Origin of the sequence: Euzebya pacifica, assembly GCF_003344865.1 — a bacterium.
GTDB lineage: Bacteria > Actinomycetota > Nitriliruptoria > Euzebyales > Euzebyaceae > Euzebya > Euzebya pacifica.
On sequence record NZ_CP031165.1, the window covers coordinates 5,747,503 to 5,774,280 of the forward strand.

Here is a 26,778-nt window from a genome sequence, read left to right on the forward strand (position 1 = left end):
GAACGGTGAGGGAGGGGTGACGGGGCGTCGATGGTGACACGATCGGCGTTGCCGCCTCGTTACGGCAGCCGGCGGATCACGAGGTCTACTCGGGTGCATGAGCGAGAACCGATGGCTGGCCAAGCGCGACAACGTGCCCCGCGGACCCGACTACGACGCCCGCATGGCCGCGGTGGAGGAGCGCGGCCAGTACATGCACGGCGAGGCCGACCGGGTGCAGGTGTACGACCCCCGCACCGTCCTCGACGCCGGCTGCGGGACCGGGAGGGTCGCCGTCGAGCTGGCGCGCCGCGGGCTGGAGGTCGTCGGCGTGGACCTCGACCCGTCGATGCTGGAGGTGGCACGGGCCAAGTCCGACGCGGTGGAGTGGGTCGAGGCCGACCTCGCCGACCTGGACCTCGGACGGACGTTCGATGTCGTGGTCGCGCCGGGCAACGTCATGATCTTCCTGACCCCGGGGACGGAGGCGGCGGTGACCGAACGCCTGGCCGCCCACGTCGCGCCGGGAGGAACGCTGGTCTGCGGCTTCTCGCTGGCCGGTGACCACCTGTCGCTGGAGGCCCACCACGCCAACTGCGCCGCAGCGGGGCTGGAGCCCCTGGAGGACTTCGCCACCTGGGAGGGGCAGCCGTACGGCGGCGGCGACTACGTCGTCAGCGTGCACCGCCGGGACTAGGCTCGCGCACATGCCGGAACCCACCGAGGACCTGTTCTCCACCGACGCCTACCTCCGCACGTTCGAGGCGGTCGTCGCCGACGTCGATCCCGACGGCCACCGGGTGGCGCTGAGTCGGACGGCGTTCTATCCCGGCGGTGGCGGGCAACCGGCCGACCGCGGGGCCGTGGTGTGGGACGGCGGCACGGCGCAGGTTGCCAAGGTCGGCAAGGACAAGGGCGTCATCTGGCACCAGCTCGAGGAGGGGGACCCGTTGCCCGACCCGGGCACCGAGCTGGAGGGGACGCTGGACTGGGACCGCCGGCACCTCCTCATGCGCACCCACACCGCGCTGCACATCCTCTGCGGCGTCATCTGGGCCGACTTCGGGGTGGCGGTCACGGGCGGGAACATGGAGCCCGGCAAGGGACGGCTGGACTTCGAGCTGGACGCGATGTCCGCGGAGCTCGGCGAGCGGGCCGAGAAGCGGATGAACGACGAGATCGCCGCCGCCCGCGAGATCCTCGTCGAGTTCGTGGGCCGCGAAGCCGCCGACGCCGACCCCGCCCTGATCCGCACCAAGGCCAACCTGATCCCCGCCTTCATCGACCCGCTGCGCGTCATCGACATCCGCGGCCTGGACAAGCAGGCCGACGGCGGCACCCACGTGGCCACCACGGCCGAGGTCGGACGGGTCGAGGTGACCAAGACCGAGTCCAAGGGCAAGGCCAACAAGCGCATCCGCCTGGCCGTCCACGACGCCTGACCACCCCCGCGTGTCGCCCCACTCGACCCCCTCGCCACTGATCCAACACACCTCCCAGGTGTGTTGCGCCACTCGACCCCCCTGCGACTGATCCGACACACAACGGGGCGACGCCCCCTCGACCACGACGACATGGAGCCGACCGTGAGCAACGAGCCGTTGCTGCCCGCCGTGGCCGACCACTGGGACGGCCGAGCCGACACCTTCGACGACGAACCCGACCATGGGCTGCGGGACCCGGTCACCAGGGCGGCGTGGGCCGAGCGCCTGACCGCGTGGTTGCCCGAGCCGCCCGCCACCGTGGCCGACCTGGGCTGCGGGACGGGCAGCCTGTCGGTGCTCCTCGCCGAGGCCGGTCACGACGTCGTTGGCGTCGACCTCTCCTCCACCATGGTCGAGCTCGCCAGGATCAAGGGGGAGGGGACCTCGGCCCGCTTCGTGGTCGGCGATGCCGGCGACCCGCCCCTGTCCCCCGCGTCGGTCGACGTGGTCCTGGTCCGACACGTCGTGTGGACGCTGCCCGAGCCCCACGCGGCGCTGCGACGGTGGGTCGAGCTGCTCCGGCCGGGCGGTCGGTTGGTGATGGTCGAGGGTCGGTGGGGCCAGCCCGACGCCCCCGCGGACCCGACGCCGATCACGGTGACTACACCCCGATCCATGCTCGCCTGCCCTGGTACGGCGGGGTGACCCCAGCCGTGCTGACCGAGGCGCTGACGCCGTTGGTGGCCGACATCGAGGTGCACGACCTGGCCGGCGACGAGCGTCTGTGGGGGCACGCCGTGCACGACATCCGCTTCGCCGTCGTCGCCCGGATCGCGACGACCTGACCACGCGGTTCCCCTGGGATCACCCACGCTGCCAGTCCCGACTGGTTAGGCTGCCGGTCGCGGAGCAGGCACGCGGAGTCGAATCGTCGTGCCGCAGAACACAGGGGCACCCACACACATGAGCTACTTCGTCACCGGCGGCACCGGGTTCATCGGCCGTTTCCTCATCGAGAAGCTGGCGGAGCGCGGTGAGACCATCCACGCGCTGGTGCGCGAGTCGTCGGTCGACAAGCTCGACGCCATCCGCGAACGCTGCGGGGTGGACGAGACGCAGCTGGTCGCGGTCGTCGGGGACCTGTCCCAGCCGCGCCTCGGCCTGGACGACGGCCAGGTCGCCGAGCTCCGCGGACAGGTCGACCACCTGTTCCACCTGGCGGCCATCTACGACCTGAAGGCCGACGCCGAACGCCAGCGGATCGCCAACGTCGACGGCACCCAGCACATGGTCGAGCTGGCCCACGCCATCGGGGCCGGGGTCGTCCACCACGTGTCCTCCATCGCGGCGGCTGGCGACTTCCGTGGCTGGTTCCGCGAGGACATGCTGGACGAGGCCACGGGCCTGAAGGACCCCTACTACCGCACCAAGCACGAGTCGGAGAAGCTTGTGCGCGAGGAGTGCCAGCGGCCGTGGCGGATCTACCGGCCCGGCATCGTCCTCGGCCACTCCCGGACGGGGGAGATGGACAAGGTCGACGGGCCCTACTACGTCTTCCCGCTGCTCAAGCGGCTGCGCCATGCAATGCCGGGGTGGCTGCCCCTGATCGGCCTCGAGGGCCGGCGGATGAACATGGTCCCGGTCGACTACGTCGCCGAGGCCATGGACCACATCGCCCACCTCGACGCGACGTGGAACGGCAAGGCCTTCCACCTGACCCAGGCCAAGCCCAAGTCGGCTGGCGAGATCATGAACGCCTTCGCCCGAGTTGCCGGGGCGCCCGAGTTCGGCATCCGCGTCGACCCGGCCGTGTTCGAGCTCATCCCGCCGGCGGTGAAGACAGGGCTGGGTTCCCTCCCCCCGGTCAAGCGGATCGTCAACACGACCATGGACAGCCTCGGGATCCCCAAGCAGCTGCTCACCTACATGTCCAACCCGACCAAGTTCGACATGACCAACACGAACGCGGCGTTGGAGGGGACCGGCATCGAGGCGCCGGACGTCGAGGACTACGCCGACCGCGTGTGGGACTACTGGGCGCGCAACCTCGACCCCGTGCTGTTCCTCGACAAGTCGCTGGAGGGGGCGGTCAAGGGCAAGCGCATCATGATCACCGGGGCGTCGTCCGGCATCGGCGAGGCGGCGGCCATGCAGGTGGCCGAGGCGGGTGGCACTGTCCTGCTCGTCGCCCGGAGCGCCGACAAGCTCGAGCTGCTCAAGACTCGGCTGGAGGAGATGGGTGGCACGGCCTTCGTGCACCCCTGCGACCTGACCGACGGCGAGGACATCCAGCGCATGGTCGAGGAGGTGATCGCCGAGCACGGCGGCGTCGACGTCCTGGTCAACAACGCCGGCCGCTCGATCCGCCGGTCGATCAAGCTGTCCTACGACCGCTTCCACGACTTCGAGCGGACGATGCAGCTGAACTACTTCGGTTCACTGCGGCTGATCCTCGGCTTCCTGCCGGGCATGCGCGAACGGAAGTTCGGCCACATCATCAACATCAGCTCGATCGGCTGCCAGACCAACGTGCCGCGGTTCAGCGCCTACGTGGCGTCGAAGTCGGCGCTCGACGCGTTCTCGCGGTGCGCGGCGACGGAGATCATCGACGACAACTGCCACATCACGACGATCTACATGCCCCTGGTCCGTACCCCGATGATCGCCCCGACCAAGATGTACGACGCGTTCCCGGCCATCACCCCCGACGAGGCCGGCGAGATGATCACCACCGCGATCATCCAACGTCCCAAGCGGGTCGCGACGGGCCTCGGCAACACCGCCATGGTCGGCCACGCCGTGGCCCCCAAGCTGATGGATGCCATCCTCAACACCGGCTACCACCTGTTCCCCGACTCCACGGCAGCCAAGAAGGGCGAGGACGCCGTCACCGACGTCACCCCCGCGAAGCCCGAAGAAGAGGCGTCCAGCGAGGGCCTCGCCTTCGCCTACCTCCTCCGCGGCGTCCACTGGTAGGAGGGGGAAGGGGAGGGGGTGTGTAGCTGTCGAGGTCTGGCGGCCGAGCTGGCGTGTGCGATGAGCGCCTCGGAGCGTGGCCCAACGCACCCGGGGTGAGAGCTCGTGCGACATGGCCACCTCCCGCCGACGTGCATGCCCCACATCGGCCGAGGGTGGGTGCGATCAGCAGCACCTGGAGCGGGGGAACGCACACACCGGTCGTGTGCGCAACGCACCGAGGTGCCAACGCACCGCCGCAGGGCGCCGGCGAAACGCGAGCGAGGCTCGCAGTGCCCGATGCGAAGCGAGGGTCTTCTCGCGAAGCGGGGCCGAGAATCGAGGGAGTGATTCGTCGGGTCAGAGCCCGAGGACCCGACGAGCGAAGCGAGGACCAAACTTCACAGCGTCAGGCTGTAGCCCTCCGCGCGCACGCCGGGGGCGGGCTCGTGGTCCAGCTCGGGGGCGCGTTCGAAGCCGAGCTTGTCGGCCATCTCGCGCAGGGTGTCCATGACCTGCATGGCGGTCAGGACGAGGCGTTCCTTGTTCGCCGACTTGGCCTCGTCGATGGCCCACTGCATCAGCGACTTGCCGACGCCGGTGTGCCGCTCGGTCGGGGGGACGGCAAGCATGCGCATGGCCATGGTGTCCTGCTGCGCGCCCCGCCAGTCGCGGAACACCGTGACCGACCCGACGATCTTGTCGTCGCGCACGGCCACGACGATCTCGCCATCACCTCGCCGGCCGTGCACGTTGGCGATGTCCTGGGCGAACATCGACCAGGCGTCTGGCGACATCGTCGCGGCGAACTCCGCGTAGGCGTCGACGATCAGCGACGCGACGATGTCGAGCTCGGTGTCCTCGGCATGGCGGATGGTGACAGTCATCGTCGCGCATCCTACCCACGTCTCGGGACCGTCTGGGCGGTCGATTCGTGTGGCCCACCCAATGACCGGCCCCTTCGCGGCTCGAACCGCAGCCGGGCACGGTCGCGAGGGCGCACGACGCGTGACCCCTGTCGCCGCCGGGACAAACGGGGACCCGGCGGCCTCAGCGGGCTGTCACGAACCGGTCCGGGGCAGGTAGCCTCCGTGGGGAATCCCGCCCTGACGTGCTGAAAGGACCGCAGCGAGATGCTGGCCGCCAACCGTCGATCGCTGGCTGGGTGGCTCGTCGTGGTGGCAACCGCAGCGGCCGCCGCCCTGTTGTTCTGGCCGTCCGCCTTCGCCTCGGAGGGGGAGCAGGAGCTCGCGGACTCCTTCGCCGTGGAGAGCTACGCCCAGAACTGCTCGAGGTGCCACGGCCTGGATGGCCAGGGTGGTGAGGTTCCGACCGACGGCCGTCCCGTGCCATCGCTGCGCAACAACGACGACCTGACCGTCCCCTACCTCGACCTGGTCCTGCTGACCGGCCGCATGCCCCCGGCCGGTGACCCGTTCGACAACCGCGAGCGCCACGTCTTCTACGACGACGCCGAACGGCAGGCCATGGTGGAGTGGATGGCCGACGAGTTCGACATCCCGGGTGAGGTCCCGGAGGTCGACGAGGGCGAGGTCTCCCGTGGCCTCGAGGTCTTCGCCCGCAACTGCGCCCACTGCCACGGCAACGCCGGCGCCGGCGGGACCGCCGGCCGTCAGGCGTGGACCCCGCAGGTCAACAACCTCCCGGGTATCGCCGTCGCCGAGGCCATCCGCGTCGGACCCTTCGAGATGCCTGCCTTCTCCGCCGAGGTCATCCCCGACGAGGACGTCGACGCCGTCGTGGCCTACCTCGAGGCCGTCGACGAGGAGCGGGGCACCCCGTTCCTCGGCCTGGTCGAGCTGAACCCCGTCTTCGCGTCCGGGTTCGTGGGCCTGCTGTCCCTCGCCCTGCTGGGCTCGCTGGTCTACATCGGCAGCCGCCCCGTGCGCCTGGAGGACCTGATCGACGAGGGGTCACAACCCGAGGCCGGCGTGACGCCCGCCAGCGGACGTCGAGGGAACACCGACGATCCCGACCACGACGACTCCGCCGATCCCGACCAGCACGACCAGCACGACGAGGAGCCCCGGCCGTGAGCCAGGACCCGACCACGACCCCACCTCCCGCCGACGACCCCACCGAACCGCCCGCCCTCAAACGGCACGTGCTGGAGATGCACGTCCCCGACCCCAGCCGCGCCAACGACGCGTTCGTCGCGTGGACCGCGGGACTGGGTGGCGTGCTGGCCGTGGCGTTCGCGCTGGTCCTGCGCCTCGGTGGCCCCCTGCCCGTCTACTCCGGCTGCCTGGCCCTGTCGTTGTTCCTGCTCGGCCTCGCTGTGCGGCGGTACTTCTTCGACCGGTTCCCCGAGGTCGTCGCGGCCGAGCCCCGGGAGGTCGTGGAGGAGGTGCGTGTCCCGGTCACCGCGGCCGTGGACCCCCGCGACGACGAGGACGACGACTACGCGTTGATCAAGCCGTTGGAGCGCCGCGGGTTCCTGACCCGCATCATCGTCGGCGCCTTCGGCGCGCTGGGCATCTCCCTCCTCTCCCTCGTTCCCTCCCTCGGCCCCAACGTCGGCAACACGCTGCGCCAGACCCCCTGGGCCCGCGGCGTCCGCGCCGTGAGCAACGACGGCGAACCCCTCCGGCCCGAGGACCTCGCGGTCGGCAACATCGCGTCGGTCTGGCCCGACGGCGCCATCGGCTTCGAGCGTGCCGCCGTGGTCATCATCCGGCTGTCCGAGCCGCCGAAGGAACCCACCAACATGGCGTGGGTGGTGGACGAGACGGTGGTCGGCTACTCCAAGATCTGCACCCACGCCGGCTGTCCGGTGGCGCTGTACCGCGAGCAGGACCAGTCGTTGTTCTGCCCGTGCCACCAGTCGACCTTCGACGTGCCGCACGCCTGCAAGCCCACCTTCGGGCCAGCCGCCCGAGCCCTTCCCCAGCTGCCGCTCGGTGTCGACGACGAGGGGTACCTGATCGCGATGGGCGACTTCGAAGAGCTCGCCGGACCGTCGTTCGGATGATGCTCCACCCACCCCGTACCCCAACAGGAGGGCTCGCGCCATGACGCCGTTGTTCAGTGCCCTGCTCGACGCCCTCGACCGGCGCATGCACCTGTCCGGCCCGACGAAGAAGGCCGCCAACAAGGTCTTCCCCGCCAACTGGTCGTTCCTGCTGGGCGAGGTGGCGATGATCTCCTTCGCCGTCCTCGTCCTGACCGGGATCTTCCTCACCCTCTTCTTCCGGCCTGCGGTCGACCCGGTCGTCTACACCGGCGCCAACGAGTTCTTCGCCGATGTGGAGCTGCCCGCGGCGTTCGAGTCCGTCGTGCGGCTGTCCACCGACGTGCCCGGCGGCCTGCTGATGCGCCGGATCCACCGGGCCGCCAGCCACCTGTTCATCGCCTCCATGATCCTGCACATGTTGCGGATCCTGCTGACGGGGGCGTTCCGCAAGCCGCGGGAGGTCAACTACTACGTCGGCGTCGGCCTGCTGACGATGGTCCTCGGCGAGGGGTTCCTGGGCTACTCGCTGCCCTACGACTCGCTGGCCGGCACCGGCATCCGGGTCATGTACTCCATCATCCTCTCGATCCCGTTCGTCGGCGAGAACGTGGCCTTCTGGATCTTCGGTGGCGAGTTCCCCGGCGAGGCGATCATCCCGCGCTTCTACGCCCTGCACGTGTTCGTGCTGCCGTTGCTGCTGGCGGCGCTGATCGGGGCGCACGTCTTCATCCTTGTCCGCCAGAAGCACACGCAGATGCCGCGGCCCGACGTCGACGGGCATTCCTATGTCGTGGGCAAGCCGCTGTGGCCGGGCCAGGCTGCGGAGTCCACCACGCTGGTGCTGTGGATCGGTGGCCTGCTGGCCCTCTCGGCCACGATCATCCCGTGGAGCGACGTCGAGCTGCTGGGCCCCTACCTCCCCGGTGAGGTCGGCAACAACGCCCAACCCGACTGGTTCCTGTTCTGGACCGACGGCCTGCTGCGAGCCATCCCTGCCTTCGAGCTGAACATCCTCGGCACGACCATCAACAGCCTGTTCGTCGCCGGTGCGCTGATCCCCGGCGTGCTGTTCGGCCTGCTGTTCGCCTACCCGACCCTGGAGCGCAAGGTCTACGGCCTGAAGGGCGAATGGCACGTGCTGACCAACCCGCTGGACATCCCCCTGCGGGCGGCCATGGTGATGGGGACCTTCTCCTTCGTCCTGCTGGCCTCGGCCAACGCCACCAACGACATCATCAGCCGGATGGTGGGCATCCCCATCGAGGACCTCGTCTTCGTCTTCCGGCTGCTGATGGTCTTCGCGCCGCCGCTGCTGGCCTTCGGTGTCTATCGGTACGCCCGACGTCGCCTGGACGCGGTCGGCACCGACGTGGCCCAGACCGAGGAAGAGGCGGAGAGCCGCTTCCAGTACGTCGGCATGGGAGACCCCGAGCCCCTCGAGTGACTCGGCGGGCTGCGGCCCCGGGCACGAGGGGGAGGGGTCAGCCGCCGATCGCGGTCACCGCCGCGTCGGCCACGTCATCGCTGACCACGCCGACCCCGCCGTAGACGTAGACCCTGCTCGTGGTGGCGGCGACCCCCTCGAGGTAGGCCTCGACCGCTGCGGAGAAGCTGCTGCCGTCCGTCAGCAGGATGGGCCCGCCCAGCCGGGCGATGTGGGCACCCCCGGCCAGCGCGTCGGGGAAGTCGGCACCCGTGGCAAGGCCGGCAACGGTCGGCGCGGAGAAGAACGCCTCGGCCACCATGACCGCGGTCTCGAACCGGCTCGCCCCGACGATCGGGGTGGCGTCGGGTGCCGCGCCGGCGGCCGGACCGCCGATGGCGAACACCGTCGCACCGGGCATCCCGTCGAGGTAGGCCTGCGTGGCCGGCGGCACGGTCGTCCCGGCCGTCAGCAGCACGGCCCCGTCCACCGCGGCGGCCGCGACCCCGGCGCCGAGCGCATCGGGGAAGTTGTCCCCGGTGGTCAGCAGCACCGTGTCGGGACTGTCCAGCCCTTCCTCGGCGATGACGGCGGCCGTCTCGGTCCGGCTTGCCCCGCCCAGCCGACGAACGGTGTAGCCGAGGGCCTCGACGGCATCGGCGACGTCGGCGGACAGGGCGGCCTCACCGCCCAGCAGGTACACGGTGGCCCCGCTCGGCACGGCCCGTTCCAGCTCGTCGGCGGTCACCGACGACAGCGCGGTCGAGCCGGTCAGCAGCAGCGGACCGTCGACCTCCGCGGCCAGCGGGGTACCGGCGAGGGCGTCGGGGAAGGCATCGGCCCGGGCCAGGACGGCGGCGGATGCCGCCCCGTCTGCGTAGCTGTCCCCGGCGACCTGGACGGCAGTCAGCTCTCGGCCCGTCCCGGACAGGCGGACGACCGCGTCGGACGGGGTCGGCGTGTCCCCGGCGAGCGTGACACGGGTGGTCGCGGTGAAGGGGGTGCCGTCGGCGTCGGTGGCGGTGGCGCGGACCAGATACTCACCCGGTGCCACGCCGGTCGTGTCCCAGGTGATGGACGAGCCGGGCACCCCGCCGAAGGCGCGGTCACCGCTGGGAATGGCCACCTCGTCGGCGTCGGCGGTCGGCGAGACGTGGATCATCCGGTCGAGGACGACGTCGACCGGGTCGGTCGCCTCGGTCCATGGTGGGTCGTACTGGGCCTGCCCGTCCGGGCCGACGGTGATGGACTCCACCAGGCCGCTCCACGGGTCCATGATGTTGACGACGGTCGAGCCGTCCTCGAGCCGCGTGACGTTCTCCACCGCAACACGGTGGGCGAAGCCCTCGCCGTAGACGCCGAGCAGGACGTCCTGGCCGCGGCCGAACTCGGTGCTGATCTCCGCCAGCGATGGGTCCTCGTCGAGCTCCACCTCGAAGTCGTCGTCGAGGTCGTTCTCCTCCAGGTAGTCCTCGATCGCCTTCTTGAGTCCCTCCACCGACGTCCCGTCGTCGTCGGTACCGGCCAGCTCGCCGATCCGGTCGGTCAACGCCTTCATCTGCGCGGCCATCGTGTCCCCGGCGGGCAGGAGTCCGCCGAAGTCCTCGGCGTTGTCCATGGCGAACCAGGCCAGGCTCGACGCGGCGGCGGTCGGGGCGCAGGAGGAGTCACCGGTCCTGCCGTCGTCGTCGTTGTCGCCGGAGAGGTCTGCGCCCTCCACGTGCTGGTCCTTCAGCGGCAGGCCCTTGCCGCCGAGGAAGCTCACGGGCTGGAAGGTCCAGGCGACGAGGGCGGGGGCACCGATCGGGTCGGCCTCGACCACGAGCGCCACCTCGTCCCCGATGTCGATGACCGTGTCGGGGGCGGGTTCGACGATCTCGACGAACGGTGGGGTCAGGTCGACGAAGACGTCGAAGAAGGAGTCGATCCGGAGGACCTCGCACTCGGGGAACGGCGAGTCGGGCTGGGGGCAGATGAAGACCTCCAGGCCGAGCGCTTGTGGTCCGGTGGGTGAGTCCTCGAACGGTTGCCAGGTGAAGTGCCACACCCCGTCGACGACGCAGCCGCCGGGGAACAGGTCGCACCGGGGTGACTCACCGATGGCCACCCCGATGTCGTCGAAGCCGACGAAGAACCGTTGCTCGGTCTCGGTGCGGGGGTCGAAGAACTCGTTGAAGAACGAGACCTGGCGCACGAAGGGACCGTCGGGGCCGAGCTGTCGAGGCAGGTCGACGGCAACCTCGACCTCTTCGGTGACGAGCTGTCCCTGGGCGGGCGTCAGCGGTCGCGGTTCGGCGCCGAACGTCGGTTGCGCCAGCGCCGCCGGGGTCACCCCCATCACCAGCAGGACTGCGAGAAGCGGACCGAACCTGTGATGACGGGTCATCGTCGTTCTCCCTCAGAGACGAGTTCGAGTGTCCTCCCATCGGCAGCTCGTGTCGAGGCCGGGTTGAACCTCATTCAGTAGCGAGTGCACGAACCTCGTCGACCAGGTCGGCCATGACGCGCCCGGTGCGGACGATCCTCGTCGGGCCGGGCGGCAGCTCGAGCTCGTCGTCGGGATGCCAGGCGACGGCGACGACCGGCTGCGTCAGCCCAGCGCGGCGCAGGTCGTCGAGAGTGGGGTCCCCGGGAGCGAGGGTGACGACCACCCGCAGGCCAGCCAGGTCGTCCGGGGAGGGGCGGACGGTCGCGGCCGGGTCGTCGGCGGCCCACGTGACGGCCACCGACAGCCCCTCGGCGCGCAGGTGCTCGGCCAGCACGTGGACCACACCGGCATACCGCCCGAGCACGGCCACTCCCGTATCGGCACGTCGCTGCTGCATCGTCGGGAGGCTAGACGGGCTGGGCACGATCGACGGTCTGCCTTGGCATGATCCAACCCGTGTCGACACCCGCTGCGCTCCGCCGGGCTGCCCCGGGCTGGCCGCTGTGGGTCGCGCTGGCCGTCGTGCTCGCCGCCGGGACCGCGGTGAAGGTGGCCTGCACGTCCGGCGGGCTGGTCGGCAGCGAGCTCGGGCTGCCGGGGTGCTACAGCGATGTCGTCGCGATCGCCCGGGCCCGTGGGTTGTCCGACGACCCCGCGGTCTATCGCCAGGTGTTGACGGAGTATCCGCCGCTGACAGCGCTGCAGTGGGTGCTGGCGATGATGCTGTCGTCGTCGGTCGTCGGGTTCCTCTGGGTGACCGCCGGGCTGGCCGCGGTGGCCAGCGGGCTGTCGGCGTGGTTGCTCGTCCGGCTCGGGGCCGGGCGCCGCGTCTGGCTGTGGCTGGCGTCGCCGGCGGTGTTGCTGGCCACCCTGATCAGCTGGGACCCGGTGCCGGTGGCGCTGCTCCTGTCGGCGGTCGCGCTGCACCGGTCGGGGCGGGACGTGGGTGCCTGCATCCTCGCGGCGCTGGGCGGCCTGGCCAAGCTCTTCCCCTTCGTCCTCGTGCCGTTGGTCGTGTGGTCGGCGTGGTCGCGTGGACGGCGGGACGTGGCGATCCGGGCAGGCGCCGCGGCGCTGGCCGTGGCCACGGTGGGGATGGGGCTGGCCACCGCATGGGGAGGGCCGGAGGCCTGGGCGTTCGTCCGCCTGAACACCGAGCGGGCCGCGGACTGGGACACGGCCTGGTTCGCCGTGAACGTCGTGCTGGACCGGGTCGGATCGGCAGCGGTGCCGGTGGAGGCGATCAACGTGCTGGTCGCCGCCGTGACGCTGGGGGGCTGGGCCGTCGTGCTGTGGAGGGGACGGTCGGTGCCGCCGTCGGAGCGGTGGCGACTGGCCCTCCCCCTCCTGGTCTGGTTCGTCCTGGCCGGCAAGGTCTACTCGCCCCAGTTCAGCCTCTGGCTCCTCCCGCTGATGGTCCTGCTCGGTACGGATCGTGCCGATCGTCGGGAGGAGGCGACGCAGGCCCCGATCGCGCCAACCGACGGGCCGACGGGGCCGGTCGTGCCGGTCGTGCCGACGTGGCTGGTGGGGGCATTCGTGGTGGCCGATGCAGCCGTCCTCCTGACCCGCTTCCCGTTCCTCGCCGGGTTGCAGGGGTTCACCCCCTCCCTGCCCTACGAGGTGTTCGCCGTGGCGCTGGCCGCGCGGGGGCTGGTGCTGGTCGGGGTGCTGACGACATCGATCCCGGTCTGCCCGCCGGTAGCGCTAGGGTCCACCCGTGCGTCGCCTTCGACAGCTCAGCGGAACCGACCTCGCCTGGCTCGGCGGGCAGGGAGTGCTGTTCCTGCTGGCCTTCGTGCTGGTGCCCCGTGCCGACGGTGGCCCCGGACGCGTCGACGTGCCCGGGTCCCGGGCAGCCGGAACCACCGTCTTCGTGCTCGGCGCCGTGCTCGGCCTGGCCTCCTTCGTCGCGCTCGGCCGGCAGCTGGTGCCGCAGCCCACACCCATCGAGGGCGGCGAGCTCGTCGACCGGGGGCCCTACGGCGTCGTTCGCCACCCCATCTACACCGCCGTCCTCCTGATGATCGTCGGGGGCCTCTCCCGGACACCGAGCGCCACGGGGGCTGCTGTCGCCCTTGCCTCGGCGGCGTTCTTCGACCGCAAGTCCGCCCACGAGGAACGGCTGCTCGTGGCCGCTTATCCGCAGTACGGCGACTACGCCGAGCGGGTGCGATGGAAGCTGCTGCCGGGCGTGCGCTGACCGGTCGGGGTCAGGCCTCCACGTGGGGCAGCTGGTACCAGCCCTCGGTGGGATCGAGGGACCGGACGACGGTGACGCGGTCCACCGGCGAACCGGCCAGCCAGGACAGGGTGTGGTTGCGCTGCCGGTGGACGATGCGAGTGCCCAGCCGCTCCAGCGCCCTCGCGCGACCGGGTTTGTCCGCCGGCACGTTGACCTCGCCGAAGTAGCCCGGCAGGCCGGCCTCGCGGACCACTCGGTCCGCATGGTCGGCCAGGCGGAATCCGGCCACTGCCCCTCGCCGTGCGCCCTCCACGTTGAAGTGGAAGTGCGCCGGCATCGGTGGCGACGTTCCACGTGTCACCGCCACCACACCGTCCAGCAGGCGCCGACGCGAGAAGGCCGCCGCCGTCCCGAACGGCGCGCTGACCAGCGTCTGCAGGGCCCGGCCCGTCCAGGCCAGCGCCGGCCGCCTGACCCAGCGTTCGTAGGCGGCGTGGTCCAGGGCGACCATGGCGTAGCCCACGACCCGGTCGTCCTCGAGGTAGACGCCGCACGCCGACCCGTCCTCGGCGAGGTAGTAGTCCAGGCACAACGACACGTAGGCGTCCAGGTCCCGGTCGGGCAGCGACAGCGGCTCGCCCAGCGCTGCCGTCGCCACGAACAGTCGCCGGACGTCCTCGGCATCCCCGGGCGCCAGCGGACGTACCCGGCCGGTCACCGCGGGCACCGCCGTCAGTCCTGGGGGGAGTGCTGCGGTGCCGCAGCCAGGCCGTGCAGGCCCAGCATCGCGTCGATGGATGCCTGCCACGGGTACCGCTCGGCCTCCGCCCGCGCGGCCTCACGTGCGAGCCGGCCGTTCTCCAGCAGCTCCATGGCCGCCGTCGCCATGGCCGGTCCGTAGTTGTAGGCCGGGATGCCGAAGGGTGGACGCAGCAGCTCGGCGATCGCCCCGAAGCGCGACGACACGACCGGGGTGCCCGACGCCATCGCCTCCAGCGCCGCCAGCCCGAAGGTCTCGATGGGCCCGGGGCAGATCGCCACGTCGGCGGCCGCGAGCAGCTCGGCCACGTGGTCGCGGCCCTGAAGGTGTCCGAGGAACGTCACCGGGAGGCCCTCGGCGGCCCGACGGAGCCCGCGGTCGCTCTTGCCCGTTCCGGCGATGACCAGGCGGGCGTTGATCCCTCGCGCCCGGAGCGCCTCGAGCGTCGTGATGGCGCTGTCGGGTCGCTTCTCCGGGGACAGGCGACAGACCATGACCATCAGGACGTCGGCGTCACCGAGCAACCGCCGACGCAGCACCGCGCTGCGGCGGTCTGGGTGGAACCGATCGAGGTCGACGCCCCAGCTGACGACTTCGCTGTTGTCCACGCCAGCACGGACGAACTCCTGCGCAGCCCACGCCGAGGGGGACACCACGGTGTGGAAACGCGCGGCCACGGCGGCGTTGTCGCGACGGGCGATCATGCCGGGACGCACGACCCAGGGGACGTACATGCCGACCAGCCGATCGAGGCGTTCGTGGATGACCGCCATGGCCGGGACGTCGTGTCGGCTGGCCCAGTCACCGACGGCGCGCAGCGTGAACCGATCGTTGACCTCCAGCCGGTCGGGCTGCAGGTCCTCCAGCGTCCGGTAGACGGTGCGGATGTCGACGATCATCCGGTAGCCGCCGGACCGGGGGATCCTCGGCGCGCCGACGCGGACGACCAGGCCGTCCTCGGTCCGCTCGGTGTGGTCCCTCGGCCCGGGGATCACCAGCACCGACTCGTGGCCGGCGTCCTCGTAGCCGTTGCGGAGGCGCGCGAGCGTGGTGCGGATGCCGCCCGAGGTGGGCGAGACGAAGTTGGCGATCTGGACGATGCGCACGGGGATCCCTACAGGCCGACGACGGACGGAACCGGCGGCGCCATCGCGTCCTCCGGGGTGAAGCCGACCATCGCCTGGGCGTAGTGGCCGACGAGCTGCTGTGTGAGGGCCGACCACGTGCGACCCACCACGCCCGGGCGAGTGCGTGCGGCCATGGCGTCGCGGCCGGCACGGTCGCCCGACAGCTGGGCCACCGCGCGGCGCAGGGCTCGTCGGTCGCCGGGGCGGTACAGCAACCCGTTGCTGCCGTGCCGGATCAGGTCCAGCGGCCCGCCCACGGCCGGGCCGATGACGGGGACGCCGCTGGACAGCGCCTCCTGGATCGTCTGGCAGAACGTCTCGTGGGCACCGGTGTGGACGAACACGTCGAGGGAGGCGAACAGCTTGGACAGCTCGACCCCGCCCTTGTAGCCGGTGAAGTGGGCGCGAGGCAGCGCGCGCTGCAGCGCCTGTCGGTCGGGGCCGTCACCCACGACGACCAGCCGCACCCCTGGCAACCCCTTCAGGGCACGGAGGAGCGACACGTTCTTCTCGGGGGCGAGGCGACCGACGTAGCCGACGAGCATCTCGCCTTCTGGCGCGAGCTCCGCACGCAGGACCTCGTCGCGACGACAGGGGTGGAAGCGGTCGGCGTCGACGCCGCGACCCCACAGGCGCACCCGGGGGACGCCGTTGCGACGCAGGTCCCATGCGGCAGCGCTCGACGGGGCGAGGGTCACCTCCGCCATGGAGTGGATGCGGCGCAACCACCGCCAGGCAAGTCCCTCGGCTGCGCCCACCTTGTAGTGGCGCGCGAAGCGAGGGAAGTCGGTCTGGTACAGCGCAACGGACGGCACGCCCAGCCGTCGGGCGGCGGACAGCCCCCAGGCGCCCAGCGCCACCGGACCGCCGATGTGCATCACATCGGGTGCGAACGCGGCGAGGTCGGCGTAGGTGCGGGTGGTGGGCATGCCGACCGGGATGGCCTGGTAACCCGGGAGCGGCATGGCCGCCGTACGGACGACGCGAGAGTCGGAGAACCGATCGGGTCCCTTGCCAGGTGCGACGATCAACACCTCGTGTCCGGCGATCTCCAGTTCCTCGGTCACGCGGGCAACGGAGTTGCTGACTCCGTTCACGGTGGGCAGGAAGCTCTCGGTGACGATGGCGACACGCATGTGGCGATGCTCCGGGCTGTTGGGGCACGCCGGGCGATCACTAGGTTACGGCGCAACCAACAACTCGCGAATGCCGGGTCGGACGGGCCGCCACGACAGCCACACAGCCTTCCCTGGAGGGTCGTCGCCCCCACCTCCGGGGAAGGAGGCGGGGGCGTCCGGACACCGACCTGACGGGGGATGGATCGGATCCGCTGACGACCGCACGGGTGACGGGGATGACCCCGTGAGATCAGCGCTGAGTACAACCCATAGGACAGAGCGTAGTCAAGGGTTCGTCAGTCCGACGCGTTCGTCGGCGGGGTCGAGCCGCCGTCCGACGTCCCGGCCCGCCCGGTTGCACCGCCGTCCGCCGCCGTCGGGGCGGGCGCCGGCTCGGGTGGGTCAGTCGGTTCGGGCGGCTGGGTGGGCTCGGGCCGGGTCGCCGTGGGGGTGGGGCGGGGTTCGGTCGGCAGCGGCGCAGGCGTGGCCGAGGGGGTCGGGACCCTCGTCGGGGCGGGGATCGGGGCCTCGGTCTCGGTGTCGGTCTCGGTCGGGGTGGCCGATTCCGACGGGGTGGCGGTCTCCGTCGTCGTCGGCGTGGCCGTGGGCGTCGCCGTTTCGGTCGGCTCGACGACCGCGTCCTCGGGCGCGCGCCCGGACGGTGTCGGGAACTCCATCACGTCCAGGCCCTCGTGGACCGCGCCCATGAAGGATGCGAACGTGCGGGCCGGCAGCCCACCACCGGTCTCGTTGCCCGGCAGGGTCGCGCGGTTGTCACGGTTGCCCATCCAGATCACGGTGGCGACCTGGGGGGTGTAGCCGGCGAACCAGGCGTCGCCGTAGTCCTGGGTGGTTCCGGTCTTGCCCGCGACGGGGCGGCCGATTCCGGCGGCCTGGGCGGTGCCGTTGGTCACGACACCGCGAAGCACGTCGGTCAGGATCGCGGCGTCGTCCTCGCCCATGACGCGTTCGCCGCTCGTGTCGGCGCGGTACAGCACCTCCTCGCCCCGGCGGATCTCCTGGATGGCGTGGACCTCGTTGCGGACGCCCTCTGCGGCGAAGGTGCCGTAGATGCCGGCCATGGTCAGCGGCGACGTCTCGGTCGTCCCGAGGACCAGGGAGGGGTTGGCCGGGTGTTCCCCGGGCCTGCCGGTCAGGGTGTCGGCCATGGCGGCGATGCGGTCGGGCCCGAGCTCGACGGCCATCTCGGCGTAGGCGGTGTTGCTGGAACGCCAGGTCGCCTGGCGCAGCGAGAGGGTCCCCAGGTCGCTGCCGCCGTAGTTGGAGACGGTCCAGTCGTTGCCGGCGTCGGCATCGGGAAGGGTCACGCTGCTCGGGGCCCGGAAGGGTTCCTCCGCCGAGCGGCCGTCGGCCAGCCACGCGGCCAGGGCAACGGGCTTGAACGTCGAACCCGGCTGGCGGTTGGCGAGGGCCAGGTTGAACTGGTCGTTGGTGTAGTCGCTGCCGCCGACGAGGGCCAGCACGCCGGCAGTGGTGGGGTCGACGGCGACGATCGCCCCCGACGCCTCGATGCCGTTGAACGCCTCGGCGTGGGCGCGTTCGGCGTGTCGTTGCACACCCAGGTTGAGGGTTGTCGTGACCGTCAGGCCGGCACCGTCGGCGAATCCGAGTGTCTCCAGCTCGCGTCTGACGACGTCGGTGAACCATGGGGCATCGTCCCGGGCGACGCTGCGACGGGGGTTCGTGGGTGGCTGCTGGGACAGCAACGTGTCGCGTTCGGCGGCGACCAGGGTGCCCTGCTCGACCATGCGGCCGAGGACGTAGCGGTACCGCGCGTGCGACGCGGCGTTGTCGACGAGCGGGTCGTAGATCGATGGCGCCGGCAGCACTCCGGCGAGGACCGCGGACTGCGCCAGCGTCAGGTCGATGGCGTCGATCCCGTAGTAGGCCTGCGCCGCTGCCTGGATACCGTAGGCCCCTCGACCGAAGTACACGGCGTTGAGGTACATCACCAGGATCTCGTCCTTGGTGTGGGTGCGCTCGAGCTTCAGGGCCAGCGCCGCCTCCGTGAGCTTGCGCCAGACGGTCTGGGCGTTGTCCCCGGACGCGACCTTGATGTACTGCTGGGTGATCGTGGAGCCGCCCTGGCTGACCTCGCCGGACCGCAGGTTGGCGACCACCGCCCGGCCCACGCTGACCGGGTCGATACCGATGTGGTCGTAGAACTCGCCGTCCTCGGCGGCCAGCACCGCATCGATGGTGTGCTGGGGGATCTGCTCCAGCGTGATGTCGCGCTGCAGGAACTCGCTGGTGAGCTGCGTGAACTCCGTGCCGCTGGAGTCCAGCAGCACCGCGGGCGCGCCCGGCTGGGGCGGGAGCGGAAGGGACACGAACAGGACGGCGAGCAGCGCCACGAGGGCCAGCACGGCCACGAGCGCGGGGAAGCCAGCCAGCCACCACAGCCACCGCGGCACGCGGCGGCGGCGGCCGCCGCGCATGGGGGGAAGGTCGTCGGTCACCCGCCGATTGTCACATCATCCGACGGGGCCGCAGCGCTGCGGCATGGCCCCTCGGCCATCCCCGGGTCAGCCGCCACCCTCGAGCCGGGCGGCGAGGTCACGGCCGGGTCGGTGGTCGGTACCGTGCAGCTCGGCGGTGACGAGATGGCTCCACGCACAGACCAAGCAGCACTCCACGCGGTAGGCCGTGAAGCTCGGGTACTTCTCCGCGAGGAGCCGCAGCTCCTCGTCGTCCCACACCACATGGCCCTGCCGCTGCCGAAGCGACGAGCCGTAGACGTAGGTGACCTCGCGCAGGGTCGTCTCCGCATCGATGGGGACGTCGGCCCGATCGTCGGCCATCCGGCAGATCGGGCACGTGCGCGCCGTCTCGGTACCGATGTTGCGGGCGGCACGCAGCAGCTCGGGGTGCGCATCGCAGACGTCCTGCACACCGACCAGCCCTCGGGTCACCTGGCGCACCAGCGCGCGCTTGGCCATCCGGTAGTCGATGCGTCCCTGCATGGTCATCCAAGTGTGCCAGAGGCCCGCAACGGCGGCGGCGACAGCCCGGCCCGACCGCGTCGCGGGCCGGCCGGCACGGGGCCGAACGGTGACGTCGGGGTGTCGCCCATTGGTACCGGGGGCGAATTCTTGACGACCTATCACCGCGATGTATCGTGGAACCTATCGGGGTGATATATCGCCGCGATACACGACCGTCACACGGCGGTTCCGGATCCCACGGGATGCCGGAACGCTCCGCAGGGCGGTCGATCGACAGCCCCACAGGTCCGGCCTGTGGGGTCGGTTGTGCGTGACCCGGACCACGGCCACCACCACGACGACCACCGAAGACCCCGACACGGAAGGAGGCGACTGATGCTCGAGCTGGCAGTCCTCGGCCTGCTCAAGGAACGAGCCATGCACGGCTACGAGCTCAAGCGCCAGCTCGGCCAGCGGCTCGGGTTCTTCTGGACCGTGTCCTTCGGATCGCTGTACCCCACGCTGAAGAAGCTGGAGGGGAAGGGTGTCGTCGAGCGTGTTCCCGACACCGACGGACGCTCCCGTCGGCGGCAGGTCTACAGGATCACCGAGGCCGGCGAGGCCGAGTTCCTCGAGCTGATCGGCCAGGGATCCACGAGCGCGTGGGAAGAAGAGAAGTTCCCGCTGCGTTTCGCGTTCTTCCGGTACCTCAACACCGAGACACGTGTGTGGCTGCTCCAGCGACGACGTGACTACCTCGAGGACCGGCTGCTCCAGGGCCGCACCGCCCTCAACCGGGCCCGCCGCGGACGTGCAGACCCCTACACGCTGTCCCTGATGCGTCATGGCATCGAGACCACCGAGCACGACCTCAAGTGGATCGAGGAGCTGCTGACCGCCGAGGCCAACCCCGGCCGGCCAGACGACCCCCACGACGACATCACTCCCTACTACGACCTGCCCGACGAGGACCGGCCCACCGGCCCCGACCGGGCACCCCAGCAAGCGCCCGAATCACCAACAGAACCCCCCGCCAGCGTGGCGGACACCTCCGAGCCGCACACGTCGCCCACCCCAGCCACCCAGGAGTCATCCAGATGAGCGCAGCAAAGAACAGCCAGGTACACGAAGGAAAGGTCCGCGTTGCCATCGTGGGCGTTGGCAACTGCGCCAGCTCCCTCGTGCAGGGCGTGACCTACTACGCCGACGTCGACCCCAACGACAAGGTCCCCGGCCTGATGCACCCGGAGCTCGCCGGGTACCACGTCGGTGACATCGAGTTCGTTGCCGCCTTCGATGTCGACGCCAAGAAGGTCGGTCGCGACCTCTCCGAGGCGATCGTTGCCGAGCCGAACAACACCATCAAGTTCGCCGACGTCGCCCCCACCGGTGTGACCGTCCTGCGCGGCCCGACCCACGACGGCTTCGGCGAGTACTACGCCATGGTCGCCGAGGAGTCCGACGAGCCCGTCGTCGACGTCACCCAGGAGCTGCGTGACTCCGGTGCCGACGTGCTGGTCTGCTACCTGCCCGTGGGCTCGGAGAAGGCTGCCAAGTTCTACGCGCAGTGCGCCATCGACGCCGGTGTCGGCTTCGTCAACGCCCTGCCGGTCTTCATCGCCACCAACCCGGAGTGGGCGCAGAAGTTCGCCGACGCGGGCGTGCCGATCATCGGTGACGACATCAAGTCCCAGGTCGGCGCCACCATCACCCACCGCCTGCTGACCAAGCTGTTCGAGGACCGCGGCGTCGCCATCGACCGCACCTACCAGCTGAACTTCGGCGGGAACATGGACTTCATGAACATGCTGGAGCGCTCGCGCCTGGCATCCAAGAAGATCTCCAAGACCCAGTCGGTGACGTCGCAGATGGTCGACGGCATCCCCGCGGAGAACATCCACATCGGGCCGTCGGACCACGTGCCGTGGCTCGAGGACCGCAAGTGGGCCTACATCCGCATGGAGGGTCGCAACTTCGGTGACGTGCCCCTCAACGCCGAGCTCAAGCTCGAGGTGTGGGACTCCCCCAACTCCGCCGGGGTCGTCATCGACGCCGTGCGCTGCATCAAGGTCGCGCTCGAGCGCGGCATCGGCGGCCCGCTGCTGGGCCCGTCGAGCTACTTCATGAAGTCCCCGCCCGTGCAGTACTCCGACGCCGTCTGCCACCAGATGGTCGAGGAGTTCATCGCCGGCTCGTTCTCCGACGACGAGTTCCTGACCAGCCAGGCGGCCGCCAACTCCGAGGCGTAGCACCACTCCTCACGAAACCCCGACGTCCTCGTGACGTCGGGGTTTCGTCCTGTTCAGGGGTCGGTGGGTGGGTCTAGCATCAGCCGGGCTGGTATCAGGACGGGCGTGACGCGCTCATGATCGTCAGCAGGCTGATCTGAGGGAGGCCATCCGATGACCCTGTCCATGCGTTCGTGGATGCTCGTGTTCGTGGTGCTCGCGCTGGTCGCGGCCGCGTGCGGCGGCGACGACGACCCCGACGGCGGCGCCAGCGAGGATGCCGCCACCGAGTCCGCCGAGGACGACGCGGGGGAGGAACCCGCCGATGACCCGTCCCCGGGGGAGGGATCGGACGACGGTGACGACGCCGCGATGGGCGACGAGGGCCGGGCCCCCACGCTCGAGGCGCTCGAGGGCGAACCCGTGTCGATGGGCGATGCCGGCAACGGTGGCCTGCGGCCGGCGGGCGACACGGCCGATGCCGAGGGGTCGGTGACGTTCACCGACGTGGCGGGGGACCCGGCGATGGGGTTGACCTACGCCCGCCAGCCCGCGCCCCGCTACGCCCAGGCGCTGGAGCTGTGGCAGGCCGCCACGCCCGAGACACCGGCGACGATGATGGAGTCGGCGCTGTGGCCGGCACGTCCACAGGGCACGCCCGGTGTGGCGCTGCTGGACGTGGACAACGACGGTGACCTCGACATCTACGTCACCAACGCGGCCGGAACCGCCAACTCCCTGTTCGTCAATCAGCTGGCCGACAGCGGCACCATGTCCTTCGTCGACAACGCCGTCGCTGCCGGAGCCGACCTGACCGCCGAGGAGGGCCACGGGGTCTGCGCCGGCGACGTCGAGGACGACGGCGACACCGACATCTTCGTCACCTCCCACGGGTTCCCCAACCGGCTGCTGCGCAACAACGGCGACGGCACGTTCGCGGTCTCGCCCGGCACCCCACAGGCGCCCTCCCTCGGGGGCAGCTCGTGCGCGATGGGTGACGTCAACGGCGACGGGCTGCTGGACATCGCCGTCGGCCACGCCTGGGATTTCTCCAACGCCCTGGCCCTGGTCGCCATCCCCTTCGAGCAGAACCTGCCCAACGAGCTGCTCGTCCAGCAGGCCGACGGGACGTTCGTCGACGAGGCGGGCGCGCGCGGCATGCTCGACCTGGCCGGCGTGCCCGATGGTGCAGCCACCATCACCTGGGGCCTGACGATGGTCGACTTCGACGCCGACGGCGACCTCGACATCATCCAGGCCGACGACCAGGGTGCGCTGCCGTCCAACAAGTACGACGGCGTGGACCGCGGGTACCTGCAGGTGCTGACCAACGACGGCACGGGCACGTTCACCGCCATCGACGCCGGCACGCTGACGGCGGGCACGTGGATGGGGGTCTCCGTCGCCGACTTCGACTGCAACCAGACCCTCGACGTGTTCGGGTCCAACTTCGGCGACTACGGCATCCCGGCCCTCGGCGAGCCCTACGAGCTGGGTGACTACGCGACCCGCTGGCTGCTGGGCGACGGCGGCGGCAAGTTCGACGATCCCGGCATCGGCGACCTCGGGACCACCCACTTCGCGTGGGGCGGCGTCAGCGAGGACTTCGACAACGACGGCGACCCCGACCTGGTCTTCCAGGGCGGCCTGGACCTGTCGTTGTTCGTGGAGCTCTCCAACCCCGGGACCTACCTCGTCAACGAGGGCTGCACCGCCGACTTCGCCCTCCAGCAGGGGGCCTTCGACGTCAACCACCAGGCCCGAGAGGTGACCGGCACCGCCGCCGGGGACCTCGACGGCGACGGCTTCGTCGATGTCGTGACCGTGGCCAACTACGTGGTGCCCGACGAGTACCCCGTGTTCCCGCTGATGACGGAGTACGGCCTGGACACCGACGGCACCGGCTTCTTCACCTCTCGCTTCACCCCGACGGAGGAGGGGACGTTCGTCTACAACGGCGTGGAGTTCGCACCGGGCACGCTGACGGTGGAGATCAACTCCGGCAACGGCAACGCCGGCTTGTCGGTCGACGCGGTCGGGTCGGCCGGGATCACCGCCGGGGCCAGGACCTCCAGCACGGGGATCGGCGCGATCGTCACCGTCATCGGCGCCGACGGGACCACGTTCACCAAGCCGGTGATGGGCGGGACGGGGTACCTGTCGTCGGACTCCCCGACGATCCACGCGGGCCTCGGCAACGGCTCGACGGCGACGGTGGAGATCCTGTGGCCCGGCGGTACCCGCAACCGGTACTACGACGTGGCGGCCGGGTCGTTCGTCGCCCCCGAGATCCCCTGCAGCTACGACAACACCGAGAAGTCGGTCACGGAGTACACGTCCTGTGTCTCCGGAGCGCTGGCAGACCTGGCCGACGCCGGTGTGATCGACGACGCCACCTCCGATCGGCTGCTGGAGGACGCCCTGCGCGCCCGCGAGGAGGGGTGATCGCCCCGAACCGGGCTAGGCTGGGTTGCAGCCGCGAACTCAGGAGGGCCCGTTCATGTTTCCGCTCAGCACCAGTGGTCAGCGCATCGCCGTCGTCGACGGCATCCGTACCCCGTTCACCAAGCAGGGGGGCGCGCTCCGGTCGATGACGACGCTCGACCTGTCCGTCGCCGTCGTGGGGGAGCTGGCCAAGCGCCTCGAGCTGTCCCCGGAGGTCATCGGTTCGCTGGTCCTGGGCAGCGCCATGAACAACCCGGCGGTGCCGTACCTGGCCCGTGAGACCGCGATCGCGCTGGGCTGGGACAACGTGAACGCCTACAGCGCCGAGACCGCCTGCGCGACCTCGGCGCGGACGGTGGCCAACGCCGCGTACGAGCTGCTGTCGGGCGAGGCGGAGATCGCCATCGCCGGTGGTGCGGAGTCCATGTCGAACCTGCAGCAGCTGGCGTCGCGCAAGGCCGGGGCCGCGTCGGCCATGCTGGCCCGCAAGCCCGAGCAGGGCTTCGAGATGCTGATGAACCTGACCATGGGTGACCTGGTCCCACCGGCACCCGTCGTGGCCGAGCCGTACTCCGGCCTGACCCTGGGCGAGCACGCCGAGGAGATCGTGGAGGAGTGGGGCGTCACCCGGGAGTGGGCCGACGAGATCGCCGTGCGCTCCCACCTCAACGCAGCCCGCGCCATCGACGAGGGTCGGCTGCCGGCCGAGACGATGGCGGTGCAGACCCCCGACGGGACGGTCAAGGAGGACGCCATCGTCCGGGCCGACACCTCCATGGAGGCCGTCGCCAAGCTGCGTCCGGTCTTCAAGTCCGCCGAGGACGGTGGCACGGTGACGGCGGCCAACGCCTCGCCCCTGACCGACGGTGCCTCGGCGGTGGTCCTCGCGACCGAACGGGCCTGCGAAACCCACGGCCTGACCCCGAAGGCGTGGATCCGTTCCTGGGCGTTCACGAGCCACGCGCCGAAGAAGGGTGTGCTGCTCGGCCCGACCTACGCCACCCCGCTCGCCCTGGAGCGCGCAGGGCTGACGATGGCCGACATCGGCCTGTTCGACATGCACGAGGCCTTCGCCGGCCAGGTCGCGGCCAACCTCGCCGCCATGGACTCCGACGAGTGGGCCCAGCAGGAGATGGGCCGTGAGTCGGCGATGGGCCGCCCGTCCGACGACATCCTCAACGTCAACGGCGGCTCGGTCGCGATCGGCCACCCCTTCGGCGCCACCGGCACCCGCATCATCATCCAGCTGATGAACGAGATGCAGCGCCGCGACGTCCGCTACGGCGCCCTCGCCATCTGCGCGGGCGGCACCCGCGGCGCCAGCATGGTGCTTGAGCGGGTCTGAGAATCGGAGCCCGCGACGAAGGAGCGCTTGCGAGGTTCGGAAGACCCGCGTGGGGGGTCGAAGGGGGGCGGTAGCCCCCCTGGGAAACGGAGCGGGTCTAGCCCCGAGCGCCACCCGGGATGGAATCGACTCCCATCGCGGATGGAATCCTTGAAGGACGCCGGCCGCCGAGACGTTGACCTGCGGAAACGCGTGGAATCGCCTCCACGGCCGCTGGTGCCAGCGAGGTACGGAGGCCATTCCATCCGTGGTGGGCCGCGGCGCAGCGTCGGCCGGGTAGCGGCGCCGGCGGTGCATGATCGTCGACATGGCCGATCTCGAGCACGGTGAGGGCGTCAGGACACGGCAGGTTGCAGGGCTGGAGGTGCTCTCGGCGGGGGAGCCCTCCGAACGGCCACCGGTCCTGCTGGTCCACGGTGCGTGGCACGGGGCGTGGTGCTGGGCCAGGCACGTCATGCCGTACCTGGCCGATGCGGGTTGGGAGGTCCATGCCCTGAGCCTGCGTGGCCACGGCGGTTCGCCCGCGGACTCCTTGAACCGGCTGCGGCTGCGTGACTACGCCGATGACGTGGCGACGGTTGCCGCGGACCTCGGCCGCGTGGTCCTCGTCGGCCACTCCATGGGGGGAGCGGTGGTCCAGCGGCTGCTGTGCCGTCGGGACCGTCCACCGGTTGCTGGCGCCGCCCTGCTGGCATCGGTCCCGCCGAGGGGCGTCATCCGCGTCACGACCCAGGTGGCTCGCGAGGAACCCGGGGTGTTCGCGATGACCAACCTGACCGCCGATCTCGGCCGCTTGGTGGCCACCCGCGAGCAGGTCCGCAACCTCTTCCTCTCCGCAGACGCCGACCACGAGGTGGTCGACTGGTTGCACGAACGGGTGCAGCAGGAGTCCTACCTCGCCTTCCTCGACATGTTGACGCCTCACCGCCCCCGCCGGCGCCCGTCCCTGCCGGTACTGGTGCTGGGTGCAGCTGACGACCGCATCTTCACGGTGCCCGAGGTCGAGGCGACCGCCGCCGCGTGGGGGACCACGGCCCACATCGTCCCCGAGCTCGCCCACGACGTGATGCTCGACTCCCGCTGGCGGGAGGCTGCTGAGGCGCTCGAGCAGTGGCTCCCACGTTCGACGGCACCCTCGAACGGTCGCTGAAGGGGCGCTGCAAGGAGCGAAATCCGGAGGGAGTTTTCCCCAGCCTTCGACTCAACCCTGAACAACCTGCTTGTGTTTTCGCAGGTCAAGACGTTTGTGGAAAAGTTGTCCACAGCCAGGGCGGTTTGAGGCCCTGATCGGGACTGGCGGGAACAGGCAACCCGTCCGGGACGCCCGATGGGGTTATCACGACCCTCTGGAGCAATCCCCGGGTCCCATCTCGACGACGGCCGGCGTCAAGCCACACGGGATCGTGGCGCGGCCGACGCCACGAGGACGAGAGCCGACCCAC

Annotated in this window: 23 protein-coding genes; 14 read left to right on the forward strand and 9 right to left on the reverse strand. The window is 70.7% G+C overall.

Going from position 1 to position 26,778, the window contains the following annotated elements:
* The first annotated feature begins 97 nt into the window (after nt 1-97).
* From DVS28_RS24860 to DVS28_RS24875, 5 genes are all read left to right on the forward strand, one after another.
* Nucleotides 98-676, forward strand: a complete 579-nt coding sequence (locus tag DVS28_RS24860) for a class I SAM-dependent methyltransferase (protein WP_114593862.1) — start codon at nt 98-100, stop codon at nt 674-676.
* A 10-nt stretch (nt 677-686) separates the two neighbouring features.
* On the forward strand, nt 687-1,421 hold the full coding sequence (locus DVS28_RS24865) for an alanyl-tRNA editing protein (RefSeq protein WP_114593863.1): 735 nt from the start codon (nt 687-689) through the stop codon (nt 1,419-1,421).
* Between the two features lie 144 nt (nt 1,422-1,565).
* Nucleotides 1,566-2,108 (forward strand): class I SAM-dependent methyltransferase, encoded by a 543-nt coding sequence (locus DVS28_RS24870; RefSeq protein ID WP_216826291.1) that lies wholly within the window; start codon nt 1,566-1,568, stop codon nt 2,106-2,108.
* Nucleotides 2,105-2,248 (forward strand): hypothetical protein, encoded by a 144-nt coding sequence (locus tag DVS28_RS29360; RefSeq protein ID WP_216826292.1) that lies wholly within the window; start codon nt 2,105-2,107, stop codon nt 2,246-2,248. The genes DVS28_RS24870 and DVS28_RS29360 overlap by 4 nt, the downstream gene beginning before the upstream one ends.
* Before the next feature lie 118 nt (nt 2,249-2,366).
* On the forward strand, nt 2,367-4,379 hold the full coding sequence (locus DVS28_RS24875) for an SDR family oxidoreductase (protein WP_114593864.1): 2,013 nt from the start codon (nt 2,367-2,369) through the stop codon (nt 4,377-4,379).
* Nucleotides 4,380-4,759: 380 nt separating this feature from the next.
* Here the strand turns inward: DVS28_RS24875 and DVS28_RS24880 are convergent, their stop codons facing one another.
* Nucleotides 4,760-5,245: a GNAT family N-acetyltransferase gene (locus DVS28_RS24880; protein WP_114593865.1), complete on the reverse strand. Its 486-nt coding sequence runs from the start codon at nt 5,243-5,245 to the stop codon at nt 4,760-4,762.
* Between the two features lie 246 nt (nt 5,246-5,491).
* On the opposite strand from DVS28_RS24880, the gene DVS28_RS24885 reads away from it, so the two are divergent.
* Genes DVS28_RS24885 through DVS28_RS24895 form a run of 3 tightly spaced genes read left to right on the forward strand, consistent with a single transcriptional unit; the run spans nt 5,492 to nt 8,776 of the window.
* Entirely contained in the window at nt 5,492-6,415 is a 924-nt protein-coding gene (locus tag DVS28_RS24885; RefSeq protein WP_114593866.1) for a c-type cytochrome, read from the forward strand.
* Nucleotides 6,412-7,350, forward strand: a complete 939-nt coding sequence (locus DVS28_RS24890) for a QcrA and Rieske domain-containing protein (protein ID WP_114593867.1) — start codon at nt 6,412-6,414, stop codon at nt 7,348-7,350. The genes DVS28_RS24885 and DVS28_RS24890 overlap by 4 nt, the downstream gene beginning before the upstream one ends.
* Nucleotides 7,351-7,390: 40 nt before the next feature.
* Nucleotides 7,391-8,776, forward strand: a complete 1,386-nt coding sequence (locus tag DVS28_RS24895; protein WP_114593868.1) for a cytochrome b — start codon at nt 7,391-7,393, stop codon at nt 8,774-8,776.
* A gap of 37 nt (nt 8,777-8,813) precedes the next feature.
* On the opposite strand, the gene DVS28_RS24900 is transcribed toward DVS28_RS24895, so the two are convergent.
* From DVS28_RS24900 to DVS28_RS24910, 3 genes are all read right to left on the reverse strand, one after another.
* Nucleotides 8,814-11,141 (reverse strand): cell wall-binding repeat-containing protein, encoded by a 2,328-nt coding sequence (locus tag DVS28_RS24900; protein WP_114593869.1) that lies wholly within the window; start codon nt 11,139-11,141, stop codon nt 8,814-8,816.
* 70 nt (nt 11,142-11,211) lie between these two features.
* Complete coding sequence (locus DVS28_RS24905; protein ID WP_164711014.1) at nt 11,212-11,580, reverse strand: hypothetical protein; 369 nt, start codon at nt 11,578-11,580, stop codon at nt 11,212-11,214.
* Nucleotides 11,581-11,842: 262 nt separating this feature from the next.
* Nucleotides 11,843-12,556, reverse strand: a complete 714-nt coding sequence (locus tag DVS28_RS24910) for a hypothetical protein (protein WP_114593871.1) — start codon at nt 12,554-12,556, stop codon at nt 11,843-11,845.
* A gap of 347 nt (nt 12,557-12,903) precedes the next feature.
* Between DVS28_RS24910 and DVS28_RS24915 the strand changes: the two genes are divergently transcribed.
* Entirely contained in the window at nt 12,904-13,386 is a 483-nt protein-coding gene (locus DVS28_RS24915) for a methyltransferase family protein (protein ID WP_114593872.1), read from the forward strand.
* A 10-nt stretch (nt 13,387-13,396) separates the two neighbouring features.
* Here DVS28_RS24915 and DVS28_RS24920 read toward each other — a convergent pair whose 3' ends face one another.
* From DVS28_RS24920 to DVS28_RS24940, 5 genes are all read right to left on the reverse strand, one after another.
* Nucleotides 13,397-14,095 carry a hypothetical protein gene (locus DVS28_RS24920; RefSeq protein WP_114593873.1) on the reverse strand — a complete coding sequence of 233 codons (699 nt, stop codon included), beginning with the start codon at nt 14,093-14,095 and terminating at the stop codon, nt 13,397-13,399.
* A gap of 5 nt (nt 14,096-14,100) precedes the next feature.
* Nucleotides 14,101-15,234, reverse strand: a complete 1,134-nt coding sequence (locus DVS28_RS24925; protein WP_164711016.1) for a glycosyltransferase — start codon at nt 15,232-15,234, stop codon at nt 14,101-14,103.
* A gap of 8 nt (nt 15,235-15,242) precedes the next feature.
* Nucleotides 15,243-16,391: a glycosyltransferase family 4 protein gene (locus DVS28_RS24930; RefSeq protein ID WP_114593875.1), complete on the reverse strand. Its 1,149-nt coding sequence runs from the start codon at nt 16,389-16,391 to the stop codon at nt 15,243-15,245.
* A gap of 278 nt (nt 16,392-16,669) precedes the next feature.
* Nucleotides 16,670-18,853: a transglycosylase domain-containing protein gene (locus DVS28_RS24935; protein WP_114593876.1), complete on the reverse strand. Its 2,184-nt coding sequence runs from the start codon at nt 18,851-18,853 to the stop codon at nt 16,670-16,672.
* Nucleotides 18,854-18,919: 66 nt separating this feature from the next.
* Entirely contained in the window at nt 18,920-19,357 is a 438-nt protein-coding gene (locus DVS28_RS24940) for a DUF5318 family protein (RefSeq protein WP_164711017.1), read from the reverse strand.
* 357 nt (nt 19,358-19,714) lie between these two features.
* Between DVS28_RS24940 and DVS28_RS24945 the strand changes: the two genes are divergently transcribed.
* The 5 genes from DVS28_RS24945 to DVS28_RS24965 all read left to right on the forward strand — a co-directional run bounded on the left by DVS28_RS24945 (nt 19,715) and on the right by DVS28_RS24965 (nt 26,486).
* On the forward strand, nt 19,715-20,419 hold the full coding sequence (locus tag DVS28_RS24945) for a PadR family transcriptional regulator (RefSeq protein ID WP_114593878.1): 705 nt from the start codon (nt 19,715-19,717) through the stop codon (nt 20,417-20,419).
* Nucleotides 20,416-21,567: an inositol-3-phosphate synthase gene (locus tag DVS28_RS24950; protein ID WP_114593879.1), complete on the forward strand. Its 1,152-nt coding sequence runs from the start codon at nt 20,416-20,418 to the stop codon at nt 21,565-21,567. Before DVS28_RS24945 ends, DVS28_RS24950 begins: the two co-directional genes overlap by 4 nt.
* A gap of 153 nt (nt 21,568-21,720) precedes the next feature.
* A complete protein-coding gene (locus tag DVS28_RS24955) occupies nt 21,721-23,991 on the forward strand; it encodes a CRTAC1 family protein (protein ID WP_114593880.1) in 2,271 nt (756 codons plus the stop codon).
* A 55-nt stretch (nt 23,992-24,046) separates the two neighbouring features.
* The gene (locus tag DVS28_RS24960) at nt 24,047-25,336 is read left to right on the forward strand and encodes an acetyl-CoA C-acyltransferase (protein WP_114593881.1); all 1,290 of its coding nucleotides are present in this window, start codon (nt 24,047-24,049) and stop codon (nt 25,334-25,336) included.
* A 307-nt stretch (nt 25,337-25,643) separates the two neighbouring features.
* Complete coding sequence (locus DVS28_RS24965; protein ID WP_164711018.1) at nt 25,644-26,486, forward strand: alpha/beta hydrolase; 843 nt, start codon at nt 25,644-25,646, stop codon at nt 26,484-26,486.
* Nucleotides 26,487-26,778: the final 292 nt, after the last annotated feature.